Source organism: Micromonospora mangrovicola (assembly GCF_047200535.1).
In the GTDB taxonomy this organism is placed as follows: domain Bacteria; phylum Actinomycetota; class Actinomycetes; order Mycobacteriales; family Micromonosporaceae; genus Micromonospora.
In genome coordinates, this window is record NZ_JBJZOG010000016.1 from 35,315 (window position 1) to 55,883 (window position 20,569).

Consider the following 20,569-nt stretch of genomic DNA (forward strand, 5'->3'; position numbering starts at 1 on the left):
CTCACGGCTCAGGCCGAACGGTAGCGCGGGAAAGCGCCCGCGCCGGCGTACCGCGCCGCGTCGGCCAGCTCCTCCTCGATCCGCAGGAGCTGGTTGTACTTGGCGACCCGGTCGGACCGGGCCGGGGCGCCGGTCTTGATCTGGCCGCAGCCGGTGGCGACCGCCAGGTCGGCGATGGTGGTGTCCTCGGTCTCGCCGGAGCGGTGGCTCATCATGCACTTGAAACCGGCCCGGTGGGCCAGGTCCACGGCGTCCAGGGTCTCGGTGAGCGAGCCGATCTGGTTGACCTTAACCAGCACCGCGTTGGCGGCCTTCTCGGTGATGCCCCGGGCGATGCGCTGCGGGTTGGTGACGAACAGGTCGTCACCGACGATCTGGATCCGGTCGCCGAGCGCCGCGGTCAGGGTGGCCCAGCCGCTCCAGTCGTCCTCGGACAGGGGGTCCTCGATGGAGACGATGGGGTAGTCGCCGACGAGCTTGGTGTAGTAGTTGCTCATCTCCTCGGCGGTTTTCGCGCTGCCCTCGAAGGTGTAGCTGCCGTTGTCGAAGAACTCGGTGGCCGCGACGTCGAGGGCGAAGACGATGTCGGTGCCGAGCCGGTACCCGGCCTTCTCCACCGCCTCGGCGATCAGGTCCAGGGCGGCGGCGTTGGTGGGCAGGTTCGGCGCGAAGCCGCCCTCGTCGCCGAGACCGGTCGACAGGTCCTTCTTCTTCAGCACCGACTTCAGCGCGTGGTAGACCTCGGCGCCGGAGCGCAGCGCGTCCCGGAAGGTGGGCGCGCCGATCGGCGCGATCATGAACTCCTGGATGTCGACGTTCGAGTCGGCGTGCGCGCCACCGTTGAGGATGTTCATCATCGGGACCGGCAGCAGGTGCGCGTTCGGGCCACCGAGGTAGCGGAAGAGGCTCAGCTCGGCGCTGCCCGCGGCGGCCTTCGCCACGGCCAGCGAGACCCCGAGGATGGCGTTGGCGCCGAGCTCCGCCTTGTTGTCCGTGCCGTCGATGTCGATCATCTTCTGGTCGATCAGCCGCTGCTCGCTGGCCTCGTACCCGATCAGCTGGTCGACGATCTTGTCCTCGATGTTGGCGACCGCCTTCTCGACGCCCTTGCCCAGGTAGCGGTCCTTGTCACCGTCGCGCAGCTCGATCGCCTCGAAGGCGCCGGTGGAGGCGCCGGACGGCACCGCGGCGCGGGCGATCGTGCCGTCGTCGAGCCCGACCTCGACCTCGACCGTCGGGTTGCCCCGCGAGTCCAGGATCTCCCGGGCGACGATTCCCTCGATGGTTGCCACTGAGTCGCTCCTCGTTTGTGTGTTCCGGTCCGGTATGGGCCGCGACGGTGCGGCTGAGGCAGGTGTTGAACGCAGCGTATCGGTCGGCGCTGGAGCGCACCTCGTTCGGGGCGCACCGGGCCCGCCCGGTGACACGGACATTCCCGGATTCTCGGGCCTCAACCGGCAACGGGTTTGCAAGAGGTTGCGTGAATCGACAAGGCTGGGCAGCATGCCAGCCGCCTCGACGACTCTCCGCGTGCTCACCGCCTCGGTCATCGCGTCGCTCTCGGTCACCGGCTGTCAGGCCATCGACGACGCCGGGTCCGCGCTCGGGCGGGCCGACCTGGTCAACGACCTCGCCGCCCGGATCGACCGGTCGCTGGAGCAGACCTGGTCCGCCGACTACCAGCTCGCCGGCGGGCGCAGCGTCTCCATCGCGCAGACCACGAAGCCGCTGCAGTCGTCGTACACCTGGCCCGACGGCAAGATCACGGTCACCCAGCAGGCGGTGACCCGGTGCGCGAACGCCGCCGGGCGCACCACGTGCACGGTGTCACCGCCGGTGCTGACCGCCGGCAAGCCGTCCGTGATCGTCTACACCGAGGCCCGCAAGCAGGGGCTGGTCACCCCGCCGGCGGTGATCCGACTGCTCACCGCCGCCGCCCTGGACCCCGCGGCGGTGATCGACCAGAGCGACACCACCCTGGCCGGGCACCACGCCACCTGCGTCGACGTCACCCGCTCCGGGGACCGTTTCAACGCCTGCGTCACCACCGAGGGCGTGCTGGGCAGCTTCACCGGCACGCTGGACGGCAAGCCGGCGGAGCTCACGCTGAGCCGGTACACCGACACGGTCGAGGCGACGGCGTTCGACGTGCCGCCCGGCGCGGGCGTGATAGACCGCCGCCCGGCCACCTCGTGACGACCGGCCCCGCCGGGTCGGGCGACACCCCGTCGGGCCGGGGCGGGTTCCTGCCGGGCGCAGACCGGAGCCGCCCGCCCGCCCCCGACGACCTGGCCCTGCCGGTGGCCGGGCGCAAGCTGCTGACCGGCCCAGACGGCGGCCTGCCTCGGATCGGTGGGCTGCCGGCCGGGCTCGACTGGGTGCCGCTCGGCACGCTGGACGGGACCCCGGCCTGGGCGGCCGAGGTGGCCGACCCCGAGTCCGTGACCGGCCGCTGGCGCGGCTGGCGCAGCCTCGCCACCGAACTGCCCGGGCCGCTGGCCGACCTGGCCGGACGGGCGCTCGCCGTGGTCACCTGGCGGCGTACCCACCGGTGGTGCGGGGCCTGCCGGACGGAGCTGGCGGACGTGCCGGGCGAGACCGCGCGACGCTGCCCCGGCTGCGGGCTGACCGTGTTCGTGCCACTCTCCGTCGCGGTGCTGGTGGCGATCACCCGCCGCGGCCGGTCCGGCGGCCCCGACGAGCTGCTGCTGGTCCGGCACGCGTACGGGCCGACCGAGCTGTGGGCGCTGGTGGCCGGGTTCGTCGAGGCCGGCGAGTCGCTGGAGGCGGCCGCCCACCGGGAGGTGGGCGAGGAGGTGGGGCTGGCCATCGGGCGGCCCGGGTACGTCGACAGCCAGCCCTGGGCGATGTCCGGCCCGGGGACCCTGCTGGCCGGTTTCACCGCCACCGTCACCGACCCGGACGCCGAGCCGGTGGTCGACCCGAAGGAGCTGACCGAGGCCCGCTGGTTCCCGGTGGACGCGCTGCCCGCGGAGCTGCCCCCGGCGTACTCCCTCTCGCGCTGGCTGATCGACGCGGCCGCCGCCCGCGCGCCGCGCTGAATCCGCGGGCGGCGGTCAGATCCCCAACAGGGTCCGCAGGTGCCGCGGCGGCGGGCAGTCGTGCGCCAGCATCGCGTCGTGCCAGTCGCGCACCGACACCCCGTCGGGGCGGGCGCGGGCGATGTCGGCCATCTCGCTGTACCCCACGAAGTAGGTGGAGAGCTGGGTGGAGGTGAGCAGCGCCCGCCGCCACTTGCCGGCCGCCTCGCCCTCCTCCTGGAAGCCGCGCCCGGTCATCAGCGCCATCGCCTCCGCCTCGGGCAGGTCCTCGCAGTGCACGAGCTGGTCGAGCAGCGCGTTGATGGTCATCCGGAGCTGCATCTTGAGCTGCTGGAGCCGGACCGGCAACCCGCCGAACCCGTGCCGGACCATCAGCTCCTCGGTGTAGACGGCCCAGCCCTCGATGAACACGCCCGACTCGGTGAGCGGCCGGACCCGGGTCGGGCCGGCGTACCGGCGGGCGTGGGCGAGCTGGAGGAAGTGGCCGGGCATCGCCTCGTGCACGGTCAGGTTCCGGATCATGTGGTCGTTGTACTCGCGGTAGAACGACTCGACCCGGTGCGCCGGCCAGTCCGCCGGGGTGGGCGCGATGCAGTAGAAGGTCGGCACGGCCGCGGTCTCCAGCGGGCCGGGCGAGTCGCAGTAGGCGACCGCCACGCCCCGGGCGAACTCCGGCATCTCCTGGATCACGCACGGGTCGTCGACCAGGCTGATCAGGTCGTGCGCCCGGACGAAGTCGGTCGCCTCGTCGAGGGTGACCGAGGCGAGGTCCACGATGGTCGCGTCGTCCGGGTGCTCGGCGGCGAGCAGGTCCAGCGCCCGGCATACCGTCTCGTCGTCGACCGGGCCGCCGACCAGCTCGACGGCCGCCTCGCGGATCTCGGCGGTGACCCGCTCCAGGTTCTCCCAGGCCCGGCGCTGCACCTCGGCGGCGCCCAGCTCGGTGTCGAGGGTGTGCCACAGCCGCGCCTCCCAGCGCCGCCGGCCCAGCCGGGGGTCGCGCCCCGGGCCGGCCTCGGCGGACAGCCCGATCCGCAGCCACGCCACGAACTCCTCCAGCGCGGCGATCGCCGCGGTGGCCGCCGGCTCGACCCGGCCGTACAGCCCGGGCGCCTGGGCCAGCAGCGCCGGCATCTCGTCCCGGATCAGCGCGGCCGTGCCGGTGAACTGGCCGACCGCCGTCTCGGCGTGGATCCGGGGCATGTCGCGCAAAGTGGCGCGGGCGGTGGCCAGGGCGTCCGGTACGGCGGAGAGCCGTCCGGCGAGGCTCTCCAGCCGCACCTCGGCGGGGGCGAACGGGCGGGCCAGCAGGGCGTGCAGCAGCGGGCCGGGGTTGTGCCGCAGCGGGTCCCACTCGTGTGCCCGGATCTCGGTCGCCTCGAACAGGCCCCGGTCGACCAGGCTGCTCAGCAGCGCGTGGTCGACCCGCTCGTCGACTTCGAGCGAATCGGGGTCGATCTCGGAGAGCGCGTCGGCCGCGTCCTTGAGCATCGACCGGTCGGCGTCGAGAGCGTCGGCGGAGAGGTCGGGCAGGCGGTCGTCGTACCGGTGGTCCCCGGCGGACGTGGCCAGCCCCGGCCGGCTCTCCAGCAACGCCTCCACGATCCGCTCTGCGAGAGGGGAGAAGGGTTCCATGCCGACGACCCTAACCGGGAGCGCCGAAAGGCAAAGCCCTGTCAGAGCCAGATCGACCAGCGTTCAACGGTGCGGAAGCCGAGCCGCTCGTACACGGCCTGCCCCATGCTGGACGACTGCAGATAGGCAGCCTCGGCACCGGCAGCCAGCCCGTCGGCGACGATGCGCGCGGTGATCGCCGTGGCGTGGCCGCGCCGACGGTGCGCCGCCGGGGTGGCGATGTTAAACACACCGACCCAGCCGCAAGCCAGCATGCCGATGCCCGTGGTCACCGCCTCACCCCCGGCGCTGCCCAGATAGCACCCGAGATCCGGTATCGCCAACACCTCCTCGGGCATGACCTCGGCGACGACGTCGGCAGGCATCTCGAAACCGGCCGCCATGACGGCAACGTGGTCGCCGGCCCGTCCCGGCGCCAGCCGCTCCACCGTCAGTCCGTCGGTTGCCGCCACCGGAGGCGCCGCCCCGATCCGCACCATCAACGGCAGCTGTTCCCGCACGGATCGACCGCGCGCGACCAGCAGGTCCTCGACAGGGGCGAGGGCAGCCGGCCGGACCAGCACCGAGTGCGGCAGACCGGTTGCGGCGAGCTCGTCCAACAGCTCAGCCACCGCCACGACGTTCGGGGCGCTCACCACCAGCGTGTTGAGTGTCGGGATCCGACCCCCGGAGACGAAGATCGCCGCGCCGTCGAGTTGCCGGCTGCGGCCTCGCTCCCCCTGGGCCGCACAGAGCTGCACCATCGAGGTGCACAGGGCCCGCGTCGCCTCGTCGGCCAACGCGGGTGCGTCGTCGTACCGCAGCATGTCAGCCTCCTTGTCGCGGTACTCGGAGCATGGTCCGAGACGCGACCCGCCGCAGTCGTCTCGCTGACCCGCGCGGCCCTCGTCGACCGCTCAGCCGGAGTCCGCCGCGCCAGCTTCGCCGGCCGGCGAGGCCGCGGCGCGTTCGGCGGTGCGGACGGCCTCGGCGTAGGCCAGGGTCGCCCGGCGGAGGGCGGCCTCGGGGTCGATGCCAGCCTCCCGGGCGGCGGCGACCGTGGCGAGGAGGCCGGCACCGAGCCTGGCCTCCGGGTCCACCTGGGAGGCGGCGAGCGGCGGCGGCACGGCGAGGCCGATCCGGCCGGCCCGGTCCAGGATCTTCGCCGCCAGGGACAGCGCCGGCTGGCTCAGCGCGATGCCGTCGAGCACCGACTCGCGGGTCTTCTCCGCCCGCTTGATCCGCTCCCAGTTCGCCTCGATCTCCTCCAGCGAACCGGCCCGCTCACCGGAGAAGACGTGCGGGTTGCGGCGGACCATCTTGTCGACCAGACCGCCGGCCACGTCGTCGACGGTCCAGCGCTTGCCCTCCGGCAGCTCCTCGGCGAGCCGGGCGTGCAGCAGCACCTGGAGCAGCACGTCACCCAGCTCCTCGCGGAGCGCGTCGGTGTCGTCGGCGCTGATCGCGTCGTACGCCTCGTAACACTCCTCGAGCAGGAAGCCGGCGAGGCTGCGGTGGGTCTGCGCCCGCTTCCACGGGTCACCACCGGGCGAGGCGAGCCGGTCCATCACCTCGACCGCGTCCAGCAGCCGGGCGCCCGGCGGGTCCCAGGAGCCGTACATCAGCTCCAGCTCGGCCAGGCCCGGCTCGCGGGCCAGCCGCAACCCCAGCTCCCGGGCGAGCGCCTCGTCGCCGGCCGGTCCGGCCAGCCAGACCGCCGTGCCCCGCGCCGCCGCCGCGTCGAGCAACGCCTGCGTCGCGCCGTCGGCCAGCACGGTCACCTCGGCGCCCGCCGTGCGGACCACCCGGGTCAGCTCGCTCTCCGCGCCGGCCAGCACCGGCGCGGCGCGTACCACGTCCCAGGCGGCCGCGGTCAGCAGACCGGCCGGCAGCCGGGGCGAGGTGACCAGCAGGACGATCCGTGCGGTCATGCGGCTCAGGGCGCGACCTGGCCGGCGGTCCCCGGTGCCTCAGGCGTCGAGATATCGGTGACCGGACCGTCGTGGTTGATGTAGGGCAGCGCGTAGAAGACCAGCGACTGACCGGTGCTGACGACCGACGGCACACCGATCGGGCCGTACTTCGGGTTGACCGACGCGTCGACCTTCTCCGCCTCCTCCCGCAGCGCCAGGCTGAGCGCGGTGGCGTTGCGCACGAACCCGCCCTCGCCGAACGCCTCCCGGACCTGGGCGACCGACAGCCCGGACCGGATCGCGCCGGTCTTCGCGATGGCCTGGTAGACGGCCATCACGGCGTCGTCGCTCAGGTCGGCCGGGGGCAGCTCCTGCTGCAGCGCGGCGGAGATGTCCACCCACTCGCCCCAGAGCTTGGCGTACTCGGCCGTCGCTGGCATCTGCAGCTGCGACTGGAGCTGCTCCGGGGAGACCTCGTCGGAGACCTGGATCCCCTTCTCGTCCGCCACCCGCTTGCCCAGGTCGACGGCGATCAGCAGGTTCAGCACGTCCTGCCGGGTCACCGAGGAACGCAGCTCCTCCGGCGCCGGCGTGGCGCCGGTCTGCGCCCGCTGACTGCGGATCGCGTCGGCGTACCGCGCCTGCGCGTCATCGAAGATCGCGTCCACCCGGTCGACCGAGTACCGGGTGTCCCCGACGTACGCGGCGACGTCCGGCGCGGACCGGCCGCAGGCGGCGAGCGAGAGCACAGCGAGGGCCGCGACGCTGGCGGCGGCGAAGATACGGCGAGCACGCATGGCGGTCACTCTCTCACGGCCGCCGGGTGGCTGTGACGCCGCCCACCCCGCCGCCCTCACCGGGCCCCCACCCCGGCCGGCTGGACCTCAGTGGGCTGGCCCAGCACGTCGGAGAGGAGCTGGGCGCACCACTCCAGCAGCGCCTGGTCGCGCAGCGGCTCACCGCCGACCCGCCGGGTGCTCGGCCGGGGCACGCTGACCTGGTCGAGCGCCTGCTTGTAGACCGAGTCCGGGTGGTAGCGCTTGAGCCGCAGCTGCTTCGAGTCGGGCAGCGGCAGCGGGCCGAACCGGATGTGCTTGCCCTGCATCGACACGTCGCTGAGGCCGTACCGGCGGGCGAGCAGCCGGAACCGGGCCACCGCGACCAGGTTCTGCACCGGGGCGGGCGGCTCGCCGTAGCGGTCGGTCATCTCGGCGACCACCTCGCGCAGCCGCTCCTCGTCGCGGGCCTCGGCCAGCTTGCGGTACATCTCCAGGCGCAGCCGCTCCACGCCGACGTAGTCGTGCGGCAGGTGCGCGTCGACCGGCAGGTCGACCTTGACCTCGGTCTCCTCCTCCGGGTGCTCGCCCTTGAACGCGGAGACCGCCTCGCCGACCATCCGCACGTACAGGTCGAAGCCGACACCCTCGATGTGGCCGGACTGCTCGCCGCCGAGCAGGTTGCCGGCGCCCCGGATCTCCAGGTCCTTCATCGCCACGTACATGCCGGCACCCAGCTCGGTGTGCTGGGCGATGGTGGCCAGCCGCTCGTGCGCGTTCTCGGTGAGCGGCTTGTCCGGCGGATAGAGGAAGTACGCGTACGCCCGCTCCCGGCCCCGGCCGACCCGGCCGCGGATCTGGTGCAGCTGGGCCAGGCCGAGCAGGTCGGCCCGCTCCACGATCAGGGTGTTGGCGTTCGGGATGTCGATGCCGGACTCCACGATCGTGGTGCAGACCAGGACGTCGAACTCCTTCTCCCAGAAGCCGACCATCACCTTCTCGAGCGCCTCCTCGCCCATCTGGCCGTGCGCCACCGCGACCCGGGCCTCGGGCACCAGCTCGCGGATCCGCCGGGCCGCCTTCTCGATCGACTCGACCCGGTTGTGCAGGTAGAAGACCTGCCCGTCGCGGAGCAGCTCGCGGTGGATGGAGGCGGCCACCTGCCGGTCGTCGAACGCCCCGACGAAGGTGAGCACCGGGTGCCGCTCCTCCGGCGGGGTGGCGATGGTGGACATCTCCCGGATGCCGGTGATCGCCATCTCCAGGGTGCGCGGGATCGGGGTGGCCGACATGGCCAGCACGTCGACCGAGGCGCGAAGCGTCTTCAGGTGCTCCTTGTGCTCGACGCCGAAGCGCTGCTCCTCGTCGATGACGACCAGCCCGAGCTGCTTGAACCGGGTCGACGCCTGGAGCAGCCGGTGGGTGCCGATGACGACGTCCACGGTGCCGTCGGCGACCATCGCCAGGGTCTGCTCGGTCTCCTTCGGCGTCTGGAACCGGGAGAGCTGCCGGATCGCCACCGGGAACTGGCTCATCCGCTCGGCGAAGGTGTTGTAGTGCTGCTGCACCAGCAGGGTGGTGGGCACCAGCACGGCCACCTGCTTGCCGTCCTGCACCGCCTTGAACGCGGCCCGGACCGCGATCTCGGTCTTGCCGTAGCCGACGTCGCCGCAGATCAGCCGGTCCATCGGCACGGTCTGTTCCATGTCCCGCTTGACCTCCTCGATGGCGGCCAGCTGGTCGGGGGTCTCCTGCCAGGGGAAGGCGTCCTCCAGCTCCCGCTGCCAGGGGGTGTCCGGGCCGAAGTTGTGTCCCTTGGACGCCTTGCGCGCGGCGTAGAGCTGGATGAGCTGCGCGGCGATCTCCCGGACCGCCTTGCGGGCCCGGGCCTTGGACTTCTGCCAGTCCGAGCCGCCCATCTTGTGCAGTGTGGGCTGCTCGCCGCCGACGTAGCGGGAGAGCTGGTCGAGCTGGTCGGTGGGGACGAAGAGCCGGTCGCCGGGCTGGCCGCGCTTGCTCGGCGCGTACTCGATGACCAGGTACTCCCGGGAGGCGCCGTTGACGGTGCGCTGCACCAGCTCGACGTACCGGCCGATGCCGTGCTGCTCGTGCACGACGTGGTCGCCGGCCCGCAGCTCCAGCGGGTCGATGGTGTTGCGCCGCCGGCTCGGCATCTTCCGCATGTCCCGGGTGGAGGTGCCCCGGCCGCCGGTGACGTCGTTGCCGGTGAGCAGCACGAACCGGGACGCCTCGTCGACGAAGCCGGCGGTCAGGCAACCGCAGGCGACCAGCAGCTCGCCCGGGGCGGGGGCGGCCGGTACCTCCTCGGTGAGCCGGGCCCCGAGACCCGCGTCGCGGAGCACCTCGACGGCCCGCTGGGCGGGGCCGTGCCCCTCGAAGACCAGCGCGATCGACCAGCCCTCGCCGGCCCAGCGCTTGAGGTCGTCGACCACCCGGGCGGTCTCACCGTGGTAGAGCGGGGCGGGCTGGGCGGCCAGGGTCACCGCGATCGCGTCGTCCGGGGTCACGTCGACCTCGACCGGCTCGTCCTCCCAGGGGTCGCGGGCCGCGGCCACCTCCGCCTCGACCAGGCCGAACGGGGCCAGGGTCCACCAGGGCTGGCCCAGGCGGCGGGCCGCCGTGCGCACGTCGGCCAGGGTGCGGAAGGCGGCGGCGCCGAGGTCGACCGGGGCCTGACCGCCGACGGCGGCCGCCGCCCAGCTGGCCTGGAGGAACTCCTCCGAGGTACGGACCAGGTCGTGTGCCCGGGTACGGATCCGCTCCGGGTCGCAGAGCAGTACGTGGGTGCCGGCCGGCATGCAGTTCACCAGCAGCTCCATCGAGTCGGCGCCGATCAGCGCCGGGGCCAGCGACTCCATGCCCTCGACCGGGATGCCCTCGGCGAGCTTGTCGAGAATCTCGGCCAGCTCCGGGTGCTCCTCGGCGAGCGCCGCTGCCCGCTGCCGCACCGACGGGGTGAGCAGCAGCTCCCGGCAGGGCGGCGCCCAGAGCTGCGGGACCCCCTCGATGGTGCGCTGGTCGGCGACGGCGAAGGTGCGGATCTCCTCCACCTCGTCGCCCCAGAACTCGACCCGGGACGGGTGCTCGTCGGTGGGCGGGAAGACGTCGAGAATGCCGCCGCGCACCGCGTACTCGCCCCGCTTGGTGACCAGGTCGACCCGGGCGTACGCCATGTCGGTGAGCCGCCGCGCGACCTCCTCCAGGTCCGCCTCGTCGCCAGCGGCGAGCTGCACCGGCTCCAGGTCGCCGAGGCCCTTGAGCTGAGGTTGGAGCAGCGACCGGACGGGGGCGACGACCACCCGCAGCGGCCCGGTCCGCCCGTGCGCGTCAGCCGACTCCGGGTGGGCCAGCCGGCGGAGCACGGCCAGCCGCCGCCCGACCGTGTCGGAGCGGGGCGAGAGCCGCTCGTGCGGCAGCGTCTCCCAGGACGGGAAGACGGCCACCTGCTCCGGCGGCAGCAGGCTGCCCAGCGCGGAGGCGAGGTCGTCGGCCTCGCGGGTGGTGGCGGTCACGGCCAGGACGGGTCGCCCGGCGCCCCCGGCCGGCTCGTCGGCGGCCACCGCCGCGACGGCGAACGGGCGCAGCGCGGCGGGGGCGGTGAGGTCGAGGCCGTCGACCTGCGCGGCACCGGAACGCGCCAGGTCACGCGCCCGGGCCAGCCCGGGGTCGGCCAGGGCGGCGGAGAAGAGTCCGGTGAGCATCAGTGATCACTTCCAGTGAGATCGACGCACGGCGACGACCCCGCGTCCGACTGGACGGGGGTTGCACCTTTCGAGACTATCCCGCGCCGGGGACAATCCGGGTGGCGCCGCGTACGCGGCGCAGGGGGAGGACCAATGCCGGAGCAGGTCGGCAGCGACCCGAGGCGGCAGACCAGCACCGCCCGCTGGCGGGTGCTGGGTGCTCCCCCTGGAATGCTGTTCTACCAGGTCCAATGCGTTGTCGAGGATCCCGGCTGGCACGGACCGTCGCTGGAGACGAACCACCGGCTGTTCCTCGGCCGCGCCGGCACCGCGCAGATGCGGCTCAACGACCGGCTCCGCCTGGTCGACGCCACCGCGATGTGGCTCACCCGGCCGGACGACGAGATGTCCACCAGCCACCCGCACGGCGACGGGGACGTCTACACCTGCCTGGAGCTCGACGCCGAGGTGCTGGCCGACCGTCCGGACACCGAGCAGTGGCTGTACCGGCGCGGCTGGTGGGGCAGCGCGGACGGGCAGCTGGACCTTGAACACCGGTTACTGGCCGCGTACTGCCGGCGCGGTATCGACCAGTTCGAGGTGGCCGAGCGGCTGCACCGGTTCCTGGGCCGGTTGCTGAGCCGGACGCCGCTGGGCGCGGGCGAGCCGGGTGCGGAGATCGAACGGGCCGTCGGCCGGCGGCCGGCCACGCTGGCCGCGCACCGGCGGCTGGCCGACCGGGCCCGCGAGGTGCTGGCCGGCTCCGACTTCCGGCTGGGGCTGACCGAGGTGGCCGAGCAGGTCGGCTGCTCGCCGCACCACCTCAGCCGGGTGTTCCAGCGGGTGACCGGGCAGAGCCTCACCGCGTACCGGAACCGGCTGCGGGTGCGGTCGGTGCTGGACGTGCTGGCCGACGGTGACGGGCCGCCGCTGGGCGAGGTCGCCGCCGCGTACGGCTTCGCCGACCAGGCGCATCTGACCCGGGTGGTTCGGGAGCAGGTCGGGCACCCACCGGCCCGGCTGCGCCGGCTGTTCTCCGCCCGGGACGCCGACTCCGCCGGCCGCTGAGCGACGCAGGTCACCCCAACCGCGCAAGATTCTTCAAGAGCGGACCCCGGCCAGCCCCGAGGATGGAACCCGTCGGACCGGCTCGGGTCGCCGGGGGGCGGCGACCCGAGCAGCGGGTACGCGGGCCTGTTCGGGGAGGCCCGACATCCCGTCGCCGGGGTCGGCCGGCGGCCGCGGCGCGGACCGCCCACGAGGTGCCGTACTCCCCCGGTGCGGCACCTCCCGGGGACGGATCTTGACCAGCCGTCGGCCGGCGTGGTGCGGTGAAGCCATGACGGGGCAGCGCCGTACGCGGTTCGTCGAGCTGAGCCATGTGATCACCGACGGGATGGTCACCCTCCCCGACTGGCAGCCCCCGCGGATCACCGACTACCTCACGCGGGAGGACTCCCGGGCGAGGTACGCGCCGGGGGTCGAGTTCCACGTCGGCCGGATCGACATGATCGCCAACACCGGCACCTACCTGGACGCCCCGTCGCACCGGTGGGCCGACGGGGTCGACCTCACCGGCGTGCCGCTGGACCGTCTCGCCGACCTGCCCGGGCTGCTGGTCCGGGTGCCCGCCGGCACCCGTGCCGTGGACCGGGCGATGCTGGAGCCGTACGAGGTGGCCGGGCGCGCGGTCCTGCTGCACACGGGCTGGGACGCCCACTTCGGCACCGCCCGGTACGCCGCCCCGGACGCGCCTCACCTCACCGGGGAGGGCGCGGACTGGCTGGTGGCGGCGGGGGCGACCCTGGTCGGCGCCCACGAGTTGCTCATCAATAACGCACGCTGATCCGGCGCTCGACCGCGTCGACCCGGATCTCCCCGCCGTACGGGATGATCAGCTGCGGGTCGGTGTGACCCAGGTCCACGTCGAGGACCACCACCGCGTCGGGGTGGTACGGCGCCAGCGCCCGCGTGATCGCCTCCCGCTGCGCCTCGCCCCACGCCCGCCGTTCCGCCAGGGTGTGCGGCTTGTCGAAGTCCCACGCCTTGGGGCGGCCGACCACGATCGCCGGGAAGGCGGCGAGCAGCCCGCGCTCGCCCATGTTCCGCACGATCCGGAAGACCTCCTGCGCCGTCGGCAGCTCGTTGGAGGTTTCGAAGAACAGCACCGAGCCGGCCAACTGCTCGACCGACGGAACCCGGTCGGTCGCCATCAGCCAGTGGATGATCTCCAGGCAGCCGCCCCAGGTCGGCCCCTGGACCACCCGCGCGGGCCCCTGCCAGCGCCAGCCTTCGCCGGGGAACATCACCGGCTCCTCGACCAGCGTCGCCGGGTCCCGCCAGTCACGGGGCTCGTCGCCCCACTCGGTCGCCGGGGTCAGCTCGTACCAGCCGGAGGTGAACAGGGCGGCGCGCAGGGAGTCGAAGGTGACCGGGTTCGGCTTGCCGGACCGGCCGAGATGGACCAGCACCGAGCCGCCGTGGTAGGCCACCATCCCCAGGCGGTAGAGGTGGTTGAGGATGTTGGTGTTGTCCGAGTACCCGTAGTAGGGCTTCGGATTGGCCCGCAGCACCGCGTCGTCCAGGTACGGCGTGACCGTGATCAGGTCGTCGCCGCCGACCGTGGCGAGCACCGCGGTGATCGTCGGGTCGGCGAAGGCCGCGGTCAGGTCCCGCGCCCGGTCCCGCGGGTCGGCCCCCATCCGCCGGGTGGTCGGGTACTCGACCGGCTCCAGCCCGAACTCCTCCCGCAGCCGCCGCAGGCCCAGCTCGTGCACGTGCGGGAAGAGGCCCGGCAGGCCGGCGGAGGGCGAGACGACCGCGACCCGGTCGCCCGGCTTCGGCTTGGCGGGATAGCTCGGCAGCGTCATGATTCGACGCTATCCGTTCGGGTCAGCGAATTTCGCCCGGGAAAAGCCCCTGAGTCGGGCGTATGCGGGCAATAGGCTGAGCCGGTGGGCGAGGCGGAGCGGGACCTTCCGGTACGCGGCTGGCTGCCGCGCACGGCGGCACTGCTCGTCGGCACGCTCGCCCTGGCCACCGCGTTCATCGCCGCATACGTGGGGGCGCTGCACCAGCCCACCCCGCGCGACGTACCCGTCGGGGTGGTCCTCGGGGATCAGCGCGCGCAGGCGGCGATGGCCGCCGTACGGGGCCGCACCAACAAGATCAAGCCCGTCGAGTACGACGATCCCGCCGCCGCCGCCGACGGGCTCACCGCCCGCGAGGTGTACGGGGTGCTCAGCTCCGGACCGGACAACGGGTTGCGCCTCACCACCGCCAGCGCCTCCGCCCCTGCCGCCGCCGACGTGGTCATCCAGGTGTTCACCCAGGCCGCCCGGCAGGCCAACCTGCCCATCCAGGTCAGCGACGAGGTCCCCGTGGAACCGACCGACCCGCGTGGGCTCGTGCCGTTCTACCTGGCCGTGGGGTACGTGCTGGGCGGCTACCTGGCCTCCACCGCGCTCGGGCTGAAGACCGGCACCGCTCCGACGAACCTGCGCCGGGCCGGGATCCGGGTCGCCGCGCTCGCCGGGTACGCGGTGCTCCTGGGCATCGCCGGGGCGACCGTCGTCGGGCCGGTGCTCGACATCTGGCACCACGACCTGCCGGCGGTCGCCGCGGTCGGCGCGCTGGCGGTCTTCGCCGCCGCGATGGCGGCCGCCGCCGTCCAGGCCTGGCTCGGCCTGCTCGGCACCGGTCTCGTGATCCTGCTGCTGGTGGTGCTCGGCAACCCCGGCTCCGGCGGCATCTACGCCCCGGAGTTCCTGCCCGGCTGGCTGCGCGGAATGCACCGGTGGAACGTGCCGGGACTGACCACCGACCTGATCAAGTCGGCGGCCTACTTCGACCGCCGGTCGACGGGCTGGGCGCTGACCGGGCTCGCCGTGTGGGTCCTCGCCGGGATCCTCGGGCTGATCACCGCGACGATCTTCCGGGCGCATCGCCGGGCCGCCCGCGCCCGGGCCCACTCCGCCCCCGTCGGTGGGGCGACCGCCGATGGCTGAGCGGCCCGGCCCGTCCCAGAGTGCAGATCATCACTCGGTCCCCCTCCTGCCACCGGGCCCGACGCGGATACCATCCAGGGAGTCGGACAGCGCTGTCCTTCGTACTCGCGTAAGGAGCGCACCCGTGACCGACCAGCACGACCACGACGGCCCGGACGCCGCGCTGCGGGCCGACATCCGCCGCCTGGGCACCCTGCTGGGGCAGACCCTCGCCCGTCAGGAGGGCCGCCCCCTGCTCGACCTGGTCGAGGAGATCCGCGCCCAGGTCCGCTCCGACGCCCCGGCCGCCGCCCAGCGCCTCGCCGGCCTCGACGTCACCACCGGCACCAAGCTGGCCCGGGCCTTCTCCACCTACTTCCACCTGGCCAACATCACCGAGCAGGTGCACCGGGCCCGCGACCTGCGCCGACGCCGGGCCACGCACGGCGGCTGGCTGGACCAGGCGGCCAAGATGATCGCCGAACGGGGGGTGCCGGCCGAGGAGATCGCGGCCGTGGCCCGCCGGCTGGCGATCCGCCCGGTCTTCACCGCCCACCCCACCGAGGCGGCCCGCCGCTCCATCCTGTCCAAGCTGCGCGCGGTCGCCGACGAACTGGACGCCGAGACGGCCAACGCCATCCTCTACGGGGCCAGCGACGAGGCGCCGGCCAACCGGCGCCTGGCCGAACTGCTGGACCTGATGTGGCAGACCGACGAGCTGCGGCTGGACCGGCCCGACCCGACCGACGAGGCGCGCAACGCCATCTACTACCTGCGCGACCTGTACGCCGAGGCCGCCCCGCAGGTTCTCGACGACCTCGCCGACACGCTGCGCACACTGGGCGTGGAGACCTCGCCGACGGCCCGCCCGCTGACCTTCGGCACCTGGATCGGCGGCGACCGGGACGGCAACCCCTTCGTCACGCCCATGGTCACCCGTGAGGTGCTGCGGATCCAGCACGAGCACGGCATCGAGGCCACCGAGAAGGCGATGGACGCCCTGATCAACGAGGTCTCGGTCTCCCGTCGGCTGCGCGCCGTCTCGCTGGACCTCTCCGCCAGCCTGGCCAAGGATCTGGACGTGCTGCCCGAGGTGGCGCCCCGGTTCCGCCGGGTCAACGCCGAGGAGCCGTACCGGCTCAAGGCGCGCTGCGTGAAGGCGAAGCTGGCCAACACCCGGGACCGGCTGCGCAACGGCACTGCGCACGAACCGGGGCGGGACTACCGGGGCTCCGCGGAGCTGATCGCCGACCTGGAGCTGCTGCGCGCCTCGCTGGCCCGCAACTCCGGGCAGCTCACCGCCGTGGGCCGGCTCGCCTCGACGATCCGTACGGTATCCGCGTTCGGGCTGCACCTGGCGACCATGGACGTCCGCGAGCATGCCGAGAAGCACCACGAGGTGCTCACCCAGCTCTACGCGGCGGTCGGCGAGGTGTCCGACTACCCGTCGCTGACCCGGCTGGAGCGCACCAAGCTGCTCGCCGACGAGCTGACCGGCCGCCGGCCGCTCTCCACCCTGGACACCCCGCTCACCGAATCGGCGCAGAAGACCTTCGACGTGTTCGGGGCGATCCGGGAGGCGCAGGACCGGTTCGGAACCGAGGTGATCGAGTCGTACATCATCTCGATGACTCTCGGCGTGGACGACGTGCTCGCCGCGGTGGTGCTGGCCCGCGAGGCCGGCCTGATCGACGTGCACAGCGGCCGGGCCCGGATCGGCATCGTGCCGCTGCTGGAGACCCCGGCCGAGCTGAACGCGGGCGGTGAGCTGCTGGACGAGCTGCTGTCGCTGCCGGCGTACCGGGCGCTGGTCGCGGCCCGGGGCGACGTGCAGGAGGTGATGCTGGGTTACTCCGACTCGAACAAGGAGGCCGGCATCACCACCAGCCAGTGGTCGATCCACCGGGCCCAGCGCGCGCTGCGGGACGTGGCCGCCCGGCACGGCGTGCACCTGCGGCTCTTCCACGGCCGCGGCGGCACCGTCGGCCGGGGCGGCGGCCCCACCCACGACGCCATCCTGGCCCAGCCGTACGGCACGCTGGACGGCGCGATCAAGGTGACCGAGCAGGGCGAGGTCATCTCCGACAAGTACACCCTGCCCGCGCTGGCCCGGGAGAACCTGGAACTCACCGTCGCCGCGGCGCTCCAGGCCACCCTGCTGCACACCGCGCCCCGGCAGCCGGCCGAGATGCTGGAACGCTGGGACGCCACGATGGACGTGGTCTCGGAGGCGGCGTTCCGGTCGTACCGGTCGCTGGTGGAGGAACCGGACCTGCCGGCGTACTTCTGGGCGTCCACCCCGACCGAGCTGCTCGGCGCGCTGAACATCGGCTCCCGGCCCGCGAAGCGGCCGAACACCGGCGCCGGCCTGGCCGGCCTGCGCGCCATCCCGTGGGTGTTCGGCTGGACGCAGACCCGACAGATCGTGCCCGGCTGGTTCGGCGTCGGGTCGGGGCTGGCCGCCGCGCGGGCGGCCGGGCTGGAGGACGTGCTGGCCGAGATGCACCGGAACTGGCACTTCTTCCGCACGTTCCTGTCGAACGTCGAGATGATGCTGACGAAGACCGATCTCACCATCGCCCGCCGGTACGTGGAGACGCTGGTCCCGAAGAAGCTGCACCCGATCTTCGAGAAGATCGAGCAGGAGTACGAGCTGACCAAGCAGGAGGTGCTGGCGGTCACCTCGTCGCCGGCGCTGCTGGAGAACTCGCCGGTGCTCCAGCGCACCCTGGCGGTGCGGGACACCTACCTGGAGCCGCTGCACCACCTTCAGGTGGCGCTGCTGCGCCAGTACCGGGACTCCGGCGCCGCCGGCCGCGCGGTGGCGACCGCGCCGGGGGGCCGGCGTGCGCCCAACGACGGTACGGCGCTGGAGCGGGCGCTGCTGACCACGGTCAACGGCATCGCCGCCGGCATGCGCAACACCGGCTGAACCCGACCCCCCGCCCGCTTTCCGGGGCAAGGGCCCGTCCGCCCGGGGCGGCACCGGCCGGGGGCTCCCGCTCGCGTGGGCGTCGCCGCGTTCAGGGATCCGGGCACTGCTCGCGAGCGATATGCCTCAGCGGCATAAACACGCCGCTGAGGCATATCGCTTTCGGGGAACATGCCGGCCGGGTCAGCCGGGTCACCTCACGGGTTCAGGAAAACGACCGGACCGCCGGTCGGGACCACCGGCACCGACCCGCGGGCCACCCCCGGCGACGGCTCACCAGTCGCCGCCACCGAAGTCCCCGCCACCGAAGTCCCCGCCGCCGAAATCGGCACCGAAGTCCCCGCCGAAGTCGCCGCCGCCGAAGTCGCCGCCGCCGAAGTCGCCGCCGCCGTAGTCGCCCTGGTCGCCGGCGAACTGGTCGCCGCCGAAGTCGTTGCCCTGGTCGCCGTAGTCCTGGCCGTCACCGAACCCGTCCTGGAAGCCCTCCTGGTAGCCGGCCTCGTAGCCGTAGCCGGGATCGGCGAAGGCCGGCGAGAAGAGCGCGTCGGCGATCAGCATGCCGCCGAGCACCCCGGCGCCGGCGCCGAGCGCCGTCTTCCACCAGGGCGTGGAGTACCAGCCCGCGGGCACCCGCCGCCCCTGCCAGGTGCCGCCCGGGTAGTAGTAGGGCGTCCGGTTGCCCGGCTGCGGCCCGGCCCGGTAGGTCTGCCCCTGCACGTTGACCTCGCGCTCCTTGGTCAGCGCCCCGGCGCCCCGGGCGGCGGCCAGCGGTGGCAGCTCGGGTCCCGGGTCGATGCCCATCGCGGTCCGCGCGGCCCGGATGTACGCCAGCCCTTCCAGTGCGGTCTCCCTGGCCAGCGCGAACTGGTGCGGGGTACGGGCCTGCTCCAGCTGGGAGCCGGCCGCGTTGTACCGCTCGCCCGCGTCCGCGAGGGCCTGGCGAACCGCCGGGGCGTCACCGTGCAGGTTCATCAACTGGCCACCGAGCCGCTCGTACCACCGCTGCGCCTCGGCGCGGGCGTCGGCCAGCTCGGTGGCCCGCCGGGACCTGCTCCCCCACCGCCAGAACACGAACGCACCTCCGAGCATCAGGATCAGGACCAGCCACAGGGCGAGTTCCATGACTCGAACGTACCCAGCGGGCGCACGTCGTACCCGTTTGGCAAGCTCTCTGCCATGAGCTTCTCGACGCTGGCCGTGGTGGTGCTCTGCCTCGCCGCGGGCGGCGCGATCGGCTGGTTGGCCGCCCGGTCCCGGTCGGCCGCCGAGGTCGCCCGGCTGGCGGCCACCCTGGCCGCCACCCGGGAGGGCGAGGGGCGGCTGGAGCAGTCCATGCGGGCGCTCAGTTACGAGGCGACCGCCCAGTCCCAGGAGGCGGTCGCCCGGGCGGTCGCCCCGCTGCACGACACCCTCCGGCGGTACGAGCAACGGGTGGCCGAACTGGAGCGGGACCGGGTCGACGCGTACGCCGAACTGCGCGAGCAGGTCCGGACGATGAGCACGGTCTCCGGGGAACTGCGCACCGAGACCAAGCAACTGGTCGCGGCGCTGCGCGCCCCGCAGGTGCGCGGCCGGTGGGGCGAGCACCAGCTTCGCCGGATCGTCGAGGCCGCCGGGATGCTGGAACACTGCGACTTCAACGAGCAGGTCACCGCCGCCACCGACCACCAGGGGGTACGCCCCGACCTGGTGGTCCGGCTGCACGGCGGCCGGACGGTGGTGGTCGACGCCAAGGCGCCCTTCGACGCCTACCTGACCGCCATGGAGGCCCGCGACGAGCGGGGGCGGGACACCCAGCTCGACGCGCACGCGCGGCACCTGCGCGCCCATGTGGACTCGCTCGCCGCCAAGTCCTACTGGGCGGCGTTCGACCAGACCCCGGAGTTCGTGGTGCTCTTCGTGCCGGCGGACCCGTTCCTCGACGTGGCGTTGCAGCGCGACCCGACGCTGCTGGAGCACGCCTTCGCCCGCGACGTGGTGCTGGCGACCCCGGCCACCCTGGTGGCGCTGCTGCGCACGGTGGCCTACTCGTGGCGGCAGGAGGCGCTGGCCCGCAACGCCGCCACCGTGCACTCGCTCGCCCGTGAGCTGTACGGCCGGCTGTCCACCCTGGGCGACCACGTCGGCAAGCTGGGCGCGTCGCTGGGCGGGGCGGTGACGGCGTACAACCGGGCGGTCGGTTCGCTGGAGGCGCGGGTGCTGGTGAGCGCGCGCAAGCTGGCCGAGCTGGGCGTCTCCGACCAGGACCTGGTCGCCCCGGCACAGGTCGAGGTGGCGCCGCGGCAGCCGCAGGCCCCGGAGCTGCTCGGATCCGCCACACCGGCAGCCAGGGACGACCGACCGTCCGACCCGACCGCCGGTGTGACCGGGTCGTAGCGGCGGTATCCGGGCTGCTGAGAGCCAGCTTCCGCCGTCCCCGGGATCCGGACCTCGGCCACCCGGCCGGTCGGGATTGGACGTTCGACGGGCAGTGCTGACCGTTATCAGTTGTCACGGGGCAAGGATTCGCGGCACGGTTTCCTGGCAGCCATCCCACGTAACGTGGGCCACACTTCTGTCGCTGATTTGGCGACGATGGTCAA

15 protein-coding genes are annotated in these 20,569 nt (G+C 73.4%); 7 read left to right on the plus strand and 8 right to left on the minus strand.

What is annotated here, in order from left to right; genetic code table 11:
* Positions 1-8 precede the first annotated feature (8 nt).
* The gene (eno, locus tag ACL02O_RS09490) at positions 9-1,292 is read right to left on the minus strand and encodes a phosphopyruvate hydratase (RefSeq protein ID WP_412817620.1); all 1,284 of its coding nucleotides are present in this window, start codon (positions 1,290-1,292) and stop codon (positions 9-11) included.
* A 211-nt stretch (positions 1,293-1,503) separates the two neighbouring features.
* Between eno and ACL02O_RS09495 the strand changes: the two genes are divergently transcribed.
* Both ACL02O_RS09495 and ACL02O_RS09500 read left to right on the plus strand, forming a co-directional pair.
* A complete protein-coding gene (locus ACL02O_RS09495) occupies positions 1,504-2,196 on the plus strand; it encodes a hypothetical protein (protein WP_412817621.1) in 693 nt (230 codons plus the stop codon).
* The gene (locus tag ACL02O_RS09500) at positions 2,193-3,062 is read left to right on the plus strand and encodes an NAD(+) diphosphatase (RefSeq protein ID WP_412817622.1); all 870 of its coding nucleotides are present in this window, start codon (positions 2,193-2,195) and stop codon (positions 3,060-3,062) included. Before ACL02O_RS09495 ends, ACL02O_RS09500 begins: the two co-directional genes overlap by 4 nt.
* A 15-nt stretch (positions 3,063-3,077) precedes the next feature.
* On the opposite strand, the gene ACL02O_RS09505 is transcribed toward ACL02O_RS09500, so the two are convergent.
* The 5 genes from ACL02O_RS09505 to mfd form a co-directional block, all read right to left on the minus strand.
* Positions 3,078-4,697 carry a DUF885 domain-containing protein gene (locus ACL02O_RS09505; protein WP_412817623.1) on the minus strand — a complete coding sequence of 540 codons (1,620 nt, stop codon included), beginning with the start codon at positions 4,695-4,697 and terminating at the stop codon, positions 3,078-3,080.
* Positions 4,698-4,738: 41 nt separating this feature from the next.
* Complete coding sequence (locus ACL02O_RS09510; protein ID WP_412817624.1) at positions 4,739-5,503, minus strand: GNAT family N-acetyltransferase; 765 nt, start codon at positions 5,501-5,503, stop codon at positions 4,739-4,741.
* 90 nt (positions 5,504-5,593) lie between these two features.
* Positions 5,594-6,607 (minus strand): nucleoside triphosphate pyrophosphohydrolase, encoded by a 1,014-nt coding sequence (locus ACL02O_RS09515; protein ID WP_412817625.1) that lies wholly within the window; start codon positions 6,605-6,607, stop codon positions 5,594-5,596.
* 5 nt (positions 6,608-6,612) lie between these two features.
* A complete protein-coding gene (locus ACL02O_RS09520) occupies positions 6,613-7,386 on the minus strand; it encodes a SurA N-terminal domain-containing protein (RefSeq protein WP_412817626.1) in 774 nt (257 codons plus the stop codon).
* A 56-nt stretch (positions 7,387-7,442) separates the two neighbouring features.
* Positions 7,443-11,087, minus strand: coding sequence for a transcription-repair coupling factor (gene mfd / locus ACL02O_RS09525; protein WP_412817627.1), 3,645 nt, complete (start codon positions 11,085-11,087; stop codon positions 7,443-7,445).
* 135 nt (positions 11,088-11,222) lie between these two features.
* Between mfd and ACL02O_RS09530 the strand changes: the two genes are divergently transcribed.
* Both ACL02O_RS09530 and ACL02O_RS09535 read left to right on the plus strand, forming a co-directional pair.
* Positions 11,223-12,137: a helix-turn-helix domain-containing protein gene (locus ACL02O_RS09530; RefSeq protein WP_412817628.1), complete on the plus strand. Its 915-nt coding sequence runs from the start codon at positions 11,223-11,225 to the stop codon at positions 12,135-12,137.
* A gap of 271 nt (positions 12,138-12,408) precedes the next feature.
* On the plus strand, positions 12,409-12,915 hold the full coding sequence (locus ACL02O_RS09535) for a cyclase family protein (RefSeq protein ID WP_412817629.1): 507 nt from the start codon (positions 12,409-12,411) through the stop codon (positions 12,913-12,915).
* Here the strand turns inward: ACL02O_RS09535 and ACL02O_RS09540 are convergent.
* Positions 12,899-13,939: a S66 family peptidase gene (locus tag ACL02O_RS09540; protein ID WP_412817630.1), complete on the minus strand. Its 1,041-nt coding sequence runs from the start codon at positions 13,937-13,939 to the stop codon at positions 12,899-12,901. The genes ACL02O_RS09535 and ACL02O_RS09540 overlap by 17 nt on opposite strands.
* Before the next feature lie 84 nt (positions 13,940-14,023).
* Between ACL02O_RS09540 and ACL02O_RS09545 the strand changes: the two genes are divergently transcribed.
* Together ACL02O_RS09545 and ppc are read left to right on the plus strand one after the other, a co-directional pair.
* Positions 14,024-15,076: a hypothetical protein gene (locus tag ACL02O_RS09545; RefSeq protein WP_412817631.1), complete on the plus strand. Its 1,053-nt coding sequence runs from the start codon at positions 14,024-14,026 to the stop codon at positions 15,074-15,076.
* Positions 15,077-15,200: 124 nt separating this feature from the next.
* The gene (ppc, locus tag ACL02O_RS09550) at positions 15,201-17,987 is read left to right on the plus strand and encodes a phosphoenolpyruvate carboxylase (RefSeq protein ID WP_412817632.1); all 2,787 of its coding nucleotides are present in this window, start codon (positions 15,201-15,203) and stop codon (positions 17,985-17,987) included.
* Positions 17,988-18,260: 273 nt separating this feature from the next.
* Here the strand turns inward: ppc and ACL02O_RS09555 are convergent, their stop codons facing one another.
* Positions 18,261-19,109: a hypothetical protein gene (locus ACL02O_RS09555; protein ID WP_412817633.1), complete on the minus strand. Its 849-nt coding sequence runs from the start codon at positions 19,107-19,109 to the stop codon at positions 18,261-18,263.
* A gap of 54 nt (positions 19,110-19,163) precedes the next feature.
* On the opposite strand from ACL02O_RS09555, the gene ACL02O_RS09560 reads away from it, so the two are divergent.
* Positions 19,164-20,363, plus strand: coding sequence for a DNA recombination protein RmuC (locus ACL02O_RS09560; protein ID WP_412817634.1), 1,200 nt, complete (start codon positions 19,164-19,166; stop codon positions 20,361-20,363).
* Positions 20,364-20,569 lie beyond the last annotated feature (206 nt).

Excerpts from the sequence above, each read along its gene's own strand:
- ACL02O_RS09520 (WP_412817626.1), bottom strand. The coding sequence starts at position 7,386 with ATGCGTGCTCGCCGTATCTTCGCCGCCGCCAGCGTCGCGGCCCTCGCT.
- ACL02O_RS09555 (WP_412817633.1), bottom strand. The coding sequence starts at position 19,109 with ATGGAACTCGCCCTGTGGCTGGTCCTGATCCTGATGCTCGGAGGTGCG.
- ACL02O_RS09505 (WP_412817623.1), bottom strand. The coding sequence starts at position 4,697 with ATGGAACCCTTCTCCCCTCTCGCAGAGCGGATCGTGGAGGCGTTGCTG.
- ACL02O_RS09530 (WP_412817628.1), top strand. The coding sequence starts at position 11,223 with ATGCCGGAGCAGGTCGGCAGCGACCCGAGGCGGCAGACCAGCACCGCC.
- ACL02O_RS09540 (WP_412817630.1), bottom strand. The coding sequence starts at position 13,939 with ATGACGCTGCCGAGCTATCCCGCCAAGCCGAAGCCGGGCGACCGGGTC.
- ACL02O_RS09560 (WP_412817634.1), top strand. The coding sequence starts at position 19,164 with ATGAGCTTCTCGACGCTGGCCGTGGTGGTGCTCTGCCTCGCCGCGGGC.
- ACL02O_RS09495 (WP_412817621.1), top strand. The coding sequence starts at position 1,504 with ATGCCAGCCGCCTCGACGACTCTCCGCGTGCTCACCGCCTCGGTCATC.
- ACL02O_RS09535 (WP_412817629.1), top strand. The coding sequence starts at position 12,409 with ATGACGGGGCAGCGCCGTACGCGGTTCGTCGAGCTGAGCCATGTGATC.
- ACL02O_RS09515 (WP_412817625.1), bottom strand. The coding sequence starts at position 6,607 with ATGACCGCACGGATCGTCCTGCTGGTCACCTCGCCCCGGCTGCCGGCC.
- ACL02O_RS09510 (WP_412817624.1), bottom strand. The coding sequence starts at position 5,503 with ATGCTGCGGTACGACGACGCACCCGCGTTGGCCGACGAGGCGACGCGG.
- mfd (WP_412817627.1), bottom strand. The coding sequence starts at position 11,087 with ATGCTCACCGGACTCTTCTCCGCCGCCCTGGCCGACCCCGGGCTGGCC.